Here is a 7,296-nt window from a genome sequence, read left to right on the forward strand (position 1 = left end):
GCTAAAGCCAGAGGTTTTAGAAGTTACAGAAATTTTAAAATAGTAACCTTTTTGATTACAGGAAAACTTAATTTTGGTCAACTCAATAAACACTATTTACCCACTTAAAACTTAGAAGAACCAAATAGAAACATGATTTAGATTAGCCTCAACTATTTTTTGAGCATGATCAGGTTTTGAATTACTTACTAATTCCCATTTATTATCTTTCAGGATAAACATTTTTAATGTTTGCACTCTTATATTTGTTCCATCAACTTTACCATCATTATTTATATCAGAATAGGCTATACTTATAGTTACATTTCCAGTAAGAGTTCCAATAGACTTACCTTGAGCATTATCCATAATAAAATCATAGCTTTTATTTCCATATATTGGTTTCAAATTAGAGTTTTTCTCAGCATCCTCATTAGCTTCTCTAACTTTCGGATCTTCGTATGAGTATTCATCTATTCTGACATAAGCAATAGTAGGAAGTACACCAGCAGGGATAATTAACCTTGCTTTTAAATCAGAAGATGTGGCTATACCACTTGTACCAGGTTCTATCACCTTCGTATAAACCTTTATAATGGCTGTAGTTGTTCCAAAACTTTCTTTCTTAGCTAAATCTTTATAAGATACAGTTGCAGTATTAACAATTTCAGCATAAATATTGTTTATAGAAATGACCAATATTATAATTATTAAAGATATGATTTTTCTCATTTTTGCATCACTTTTTTATATTCGTTCTATTCGCTAATTGAACTTTTGCGTTTTTTTAGGTGTAAGAAAGGGGAAATGGAGAAAATTAGGGAAAGGGGAAAAAGAATTTCATAAGCGTTCAGGTGTAAATAAGGAGAAAAGGGGAAATGGGGAGAAAGGAGAGGGGTAGGGGAATTAGGTAGCAGAAGGTTTCATCAGTTATCAATGACATTCTAAAGTACATGATTTTCTTACTAAAATAAGAATACTTTTTCCCCTTTTCCCTAATTTCTCCATTTCCCCTTCGTTACACCCTGAACGGTTACAGAATTTCATGTATAACTAACTATATTTCTTATACTTAGAGAAAAATACTTCTTTTTCCTTTTCCCCCCTTTCCCGTTTCCCCTTATTTACACAAGAGATTGAAATACAAAGTGTTAGCAAAAAACGCAAAAGTTTAGTCGCTAAATTAGATTACTAAATTTAATCCGTGAACATCCGTGTACTCTATTTAAAAGTATCATTTAATCCTAACCCGATAGTAAATCTCTATTTTAGCTCCACCATTTAAACTAATACCTGCTAAATTACCAGTTGTCCCCTCTTCATCTCTACCTATAATAATTGTTTCATTAGTGAAATTACCTTCATCATCATTTTGAGCATCTGTCAATGTTCGAGTTCCAAGTCTAATACTTTCAGTTGCATAGATAACATCATCTGGTAAAGTATCCTTTACCACTGTAAATGTAGCCATATCTTCACCTTGATTTTCTAAAGTTATTTTATACTCAATCAAATCACCTGCAATACCAGTTTCAGTATCAAAATATTCTGTTCCCGTTCCTCTTCTGGTTATATTTCTGGAAGTTTTAACAATAGTCACATTAACTGTGCCTAACTTTCGTATTGTACAGGTCCCTGTATCCGTATATGTACCTCCGCTTAGGTCTTTATACTCAAGCTCTGCTGTGTTGGTAATAGTACCTACTGCATTGGCAGATAATGGGATGAGTAAGGTTAAAACTACCAACCCAAACAATTTAATAATACTTCTTCTCATACCTTTTTCACCTCCTCTTTTATTTTTTGGTAAACGGATTAAACGGATATATCAGAATTTATTTTTATCCGTTCAATCTGCTAAATCCGCTTACCAAAAATCTAATCTACTTTTGCCTTAAAACCAAGTGCCTCTGTTCCATAAGGAGCAATTTCACCTATTTCCCATCTTAAATCTGGTAATTCTGACTCATCACCTCCTTCAGAAATACTGTTTTGTATATAAGTAAGTCCTTCCGGAACCGTATCAGTAACAATTACATCAGTGGCCGTGCCTAAATCTACATTCTCCAAAAAGATTTTAAACTCCACCACATCCCCTGAAATAGCATCAGTAATTGTACCAAAAGGTGTATCTCTTGTAACATTTCTTGCTGTTTTGGTAATCACTATTTCTGGCTTTAATTCTATTCTAAATATTTGCTCTTCTGCCCATGGACTTGCTTTTAAGCCTGTATCAATAGTCTGTACACTCCAGGTATAAGTACCAGGTGATAGACCTTTTAAGGTAAGAGATTTAGTCTTCAAACCATAGTAGTTACCAAACAATGGCGTGCCATATTTAGATGAAACAATTTCATTCCCTCCAGAGGTTGTTCCTACTCTGATGTTATAATATAAACCTTTTGCTGGTGTTTCAGTATCAGAACCATCTCCCCAGCCTAAATCTACCTTGCCACTGGCATAGGTACCGGCAGTTAAGCTATATGGAGAAGTAGGTGTGCCGTTAGGATTATTGCCACCTGTTAAATTAGCCTCATCGTTTTTATATATCTTAATATTTCCATTTTTTAATACTAAATCTATATCTCCATCATTATCATAATCTACCCAGGTAAGAGGGCAAAGTCCTCCTCCAGGTAAGAGCTGATTTGTATTAACAAAAGTGCCACTATCATTTCGATAGAGGTAGGTAATGGTTCCCTGCTGTCCTGCAAGGGCCAAATCCATGTCACCATCATTATCATAATCACCCCAGGCTACAGAACTATCATCTAAGGAGATTAACTTTTGATGTTCAGTAAGAATACTATTGATGTTTCTATAGACTATAGTTTTAGGTAACTTTCCTGTCAGGGCCAGGTCCAGCCAACCATCATTGTCAAAATCACCCCAAGCAATCTCACCATAACTTATTCCTTTTAAATCCTGGTTTGTATCTGTGAAAGTCCCGTTATCGTTCCTATAGAGTTTAGAAATTATATCTGAGTTAGACTGTCCTGCCAAAGCCAAATCTAAATCTCCATCATTATCGTAATCTGCCCAGGCAACAGAACTAAAAGCTCCTACTCCTGTTAAGTTTTGACTTATATCTTCATTCAAAATACCATCATCATTCCTATAAATCTTAGAGATTTTACCCGAATCACTATCTCCTGCCACTACCAAATCTATATCTCCGTCATTATCGTAATCTGCCCAGGCAATATCACCATCCCATACCCCTATTAGGGATTGATTCATATCTTCATTAAAAGTACCATTCTCATTCTTATAGATTCTGGTAGCTGAACCTGACATAGCTCCTGTTAATGCCAAATCTAAATCACCATCGTTATCATAGTCACCCCAGGCAAGGGAGCCGTGATCTGTTTTTATTAGAGATTGGTAGTAAGTAAAAGTACCTCTATTATTTCGATATATCCAGGGAGTTATGGCATTCCCTGATAAAACCAAGTCTATCCACCCATCGTTATCAAAATCACCCCAATCAACATCCCCCAAATACCCTCCTGAAAAACTTATCTCAGAGTCAGTAAATCTTTTCCTTGTTATGGTAAATCCATCGGTTAAGGTACCAGATTGACCATCAGGATTCGTTACTACCACACTCCATGTTCCATGTTGCTTTCCTTCCAAATCAAAGATGGCAGTTATTGTCCCAGAATTTTCTACAGTAGTAGAACCCACTATATCAAATTCACCAATCCTGGTGAGTGTAGCTGTAGCCCATTTTTGAAAGTTAGAACCAATAATAGTGGTACTTATGGTTCCTATATTTGTACCAGTATTTGGATTAATACTTATTATCATTGGTGCTGATGATAGTGTTCCTACAAAGTTCTGATCTTCTTGGGTTGGAGGAAGACTACAAATGATACTACCTGGCTCGAAAATGTATCCAGATTTGGTTGGTACCAAAGTGTATGTTCCTACTGTTAAACCAGTAAATTCATAAGAACCATTGGAAGATGTAGTAGTGGAGGTAGAGACATCGCCAGATAAAGTTAAGGTTACATCCTCTATGCCAAAACCAGTTGAGGTGGTAACAGAGCCTCTAATGTAGTATGATGTGTAATACATAGTGAGGATGTTCTGAGCCGGTTTATTCTGTGGAGTGTAATCACGGCGATAAGGATTACTAACAGTACCTGCTTCGGGATCATTCACCCAAATCCACCAAAACATCCCACGAAACCAATCCTTATCCTTAAAGACCTCAAAGGCTGCTTTATAACATCTGGCTTGCAATTCACCGTTATAAGGATAATCTCGAGGTCCGTCCCATGGTTTATAAGCAGCATAGTCAACTGCACAGTATCCAATTTCTGTAAAGGCAACTGGTTTCCCCACAGTAGATTGCCAATTTTCAAATTCCTGCACCCAATTGTGTCCATTCCAGCTATCACTCCAGGCATCTATTATCTGAATAAGTGAGGGATCTGGGGTGCTCGTGCCGACTAAATCACTATATACACTGATACCCACAATATCCATTCTGTCCCAGAAGCATAGATTTTCGTATTCTATATGATAATTGGCACAGAAAGTCAATGAACCGGTATAAATACTCTCAATGTTATCAATTATTGCATTCCATTCAGATGTGTGGGTACCAGTCATACTCGTCAGCTCTGTACCTATACAGAGAAGTTCAACACCGTCATTCTGTGGATCTGAATTTCCTGTTACTGGATTTTGACCAGCAGCTACTCTGGCGTAATAAGTAGTAAGACTTCCATAGCTGTCAAACCAGGCATTCGGATCTGTAGGTTGAATATCACCTGCCCAAGTAATAGTACTATCTGGATGTTTAACATTAAGATGAATCTTAAGCATTACATTCATTCCTTCATTATGAACATCCTTGATTACCTTTTTTACATCCTCATAACTTGGTGTCAGAGTACCATCAGGATAAATGGTAGTTGACATTGTACCATCCATATACCATATTACTATTATACCTACATAATTGGCGTTAGTATTTTTAAGATTACCTAATGAAGTCGTCGAGGCTGTAGAAGAATATTGTCCTTGAAATCCCCAGCCATAACATATTCCTTTATAATCTAAACTAGCCTTAGCTGGAAAAGGAAATATAACTAACAGGAACCCCATAAGTAACCCCAAAAGATTTGATATAGCTCTATACATGATTTGACCATCCTATAATCCTATAAAATTTTTAGAATATTTCTTTCCTTTGCCCTCTCTGATATCTGATGATTGGGGGAACAGAAAATAACTTTATTATTAGAATCAGTTGGATGTTTTCTATCCCTCTATCCCTGTCTCAAAGCCAAAATTTACCTCTTCTGCTATTACCTCTGATGAGGAGAGTATCATCAGTAAAATTATTGTCGTTAATCTAAGGAGAATTTTTGATTTAGATTTATACATTCTTTTACCTTTACCTCAATTCACTATCAAAATTAATTTTTTATCTATTATAACATTAATTTACTCTGTGATTAACTCAGTTAATTTTAAAAAAATAGCCTTTTTGTGAAAAATTTCATTAGAGAAAGGAAGAAAAGAAAGAAAACTTTTATTTTCTTTCAAATCTTATCATACCATTAATCTTATGTCCTTTGGAGTCTATTGGAAGAAGTTTATTTTTTTCTTCTTCAGGAAAGAGGTTACGAATGTCTCTAATCCATTGACTATATCTTGACCTGTTATAAACACCAATTTCTCTAGAAAATATATATAAAGGCCTTTCTTCTTCCGAGACATCTTCTTCATTTTTTAGAGAGACTTTTACTATTTCAGTAGGAGAGATGAATCTATTTTTATATTTGGTCATATAGGCAATAAAACAAAGAAATAATAATTGATTTTCGTAGGGCGGGCTATTAATCTGCCTATTTATATCCTCTAATACTTTTCTCCTCTTTTTTATCTCTACCCTGACATTTTCTGAGTTAAATAATCTTTCGAGGAACTCTTCCTCGTTATCCTGTGAGGGCATATCTTTCATATAAATTCTTATTTCATACAAACTTTTCCATGAGATTGTCCATTTCCAAATCTTCCAAGTTATTATAATCAAGAGTATTAATAACAATGGTGATGAGTATATAAACATCTTATACCAAGGAATTCCTAAGATATATAGTCGAGTGATATTTCTATTAATTTCATCTGAGGTTGCCTTCAATATTTTCTTTATTCCACCTATTGATTCCCCTAACGCTATCTCTTTCCATATTAAATATATATTATCCCAACTTATCTCTTTTTCAACCACCTCTGGTGTATTTTTATAGGCCTTGGAGTGATACAATGTAGCTGTCTTGAATACCTTACAGAAGGGATATTTAGCGATATACTTCTCTAATCCTTCTTTTGAAGTAGGTAATGAACCTGTAATTTCTGCATGCTGTACCTGGCTATCAGGGCTGCATAAGTATTTAACCAATCCCACTGCTTTATCTAAATTACCTCTTTTTTCAGCGACTTTAAGCACTGCAAAATTAGCTCCTCCACAAAAGGTATATTTTCCTCCTATCCCCTTAGGGACTTCCGCAATACCAAATTTTTGCTTCCAGTCCTTACCTAACTGTTTTATAATCCAGGGACCTGTAAAAATCATCGCATATTTACCATTAATAAAATCATTAGTGATCTCAGGAAGTTTTTTATCTAAAGGTAAATCAACACAGTTTGCCTCTACTAAATCTAACAAAAAGTCGATTCCTTTTAAAGCTTTTTCTTCGTGTAGTGTAGCACTCAACCACCACCATATTTTAAAATCGTTGTTAATATGTACTATCTCTCCTCCAGCACTCCATATCCATATAGCAAGCATATGTAATAGATTCCAATCCCGGGCAATAGGAATACCCCAAGTGGCTTTCCTTCCTCTTAATTTTCCTTTACGAATATTATCTTGAATTCTTAGACATGTGTTCTTAAAATGCCTCCAATCTTTAAAATCCTTCTTAGGATTATCAATAGCCTCTTTCCAATATACAAATATCCATGGGTCTGCAAACCACGGCAAACCATAAACTTGCGTAGAACCAACCACTTTACAATTCTTTATTGAAGTAGATGTGTAAGAATCTTGATTTATATATTTTGCTATATTTAATAAGGCACCTTGATAACCTAAATAGGCGGTCCATGTTGTACCAAGTTGCATAATATCTGGTGTGTTTGTATCTATATTTTGATTCATAGCCTCACTTATAACGGAACTTCCCCTCAAAGATGGACCATAAAATGGTGCTAACCTTTTAATAATCAAGGGGATAGGCAAGTTTTAGACCTTAAAAGCGTGCATACGAATATTTTTTAAAAAAATTTTATTAT

General features: G+C 35.0%; 5 protein-coding genes. All 5 read right to left on the reverse strand.

Translation table 11 applies throughout. The features are described 5' to 3' along the window. Positions 1-111: 111 nt before the first annotated feature. The 5 genes from AB1414_12400 to AB1414_12420 all read right to left on the reverse strand — a co-directional run bounded on the left by AB1414_12400 (position 112) and on the right by AB1414_12420 (position 7,162). A complete protein-coding gene (locus tag AB1414_12400; GenBank protein MEW6608224.1) occupies positions 112-678 on the reverse strand; it encodes a hypothetical protein in 567 nt (188 codons plus the stop codon). Positions 679-1,213: 535 nt separating this feature from the next. Then, positions 1,214-1,756 (reverse strand): hypothetical protein, encoded by a 543-nt coding sequence (locus tag AB1414_12405; protein MEW6608225.1) that lies wholly within the window; start codon positions 1,754-1,756, stop codon positions 1,214-1,216. A 101-nt stretch (positions 1,757-1,857) separates the two neighbouring features. Next, the gene (locus AB1414_12410) at positions 1,858-5,133 is read right to left on the reverse strand and encodes an FG-GAP-like repeat-containing protein (GenBank protein ID MEW6608226.1); all 3,276 of its coding nucleotides are present in this window, start codon (positions 5,131-5,133) and stop codon (positions 1,858-1,860) included. Positions 5,134-5,253: 120 nt separating this feature from the next. Then, positions 5,254-5,379: a hypothetical protein gene (locus AB1414_12415; protein MEW6608227.1), complete on the reverse strand. Its 126-nt coding sequence runs from the start codon at positions 5,377-5,379 to the stop codon at positions 5,254-5,256. 148 nt (positions 5,380-5,527) lie between these two features. Next, complete coding sequence (locus AB1414_12420; protein ID MEW6608228.1) at positions 5,528-7,162, reverse strand: extracellular solute-binding protein; 1,635 nt, start codon at positions 7,160-7,162, stop codon at positions 5,528-5,530. Positions 7,163-7,296 lie beyond the last annotated feature (134 nt).

This window comes from bacterium (assembly GCA_040755795.1).
Classification (GTDB): Bacteria; UBA9089; CG2-30-40-21; order CG2-30-40-21; family SBAY01; genus JBFLXS01.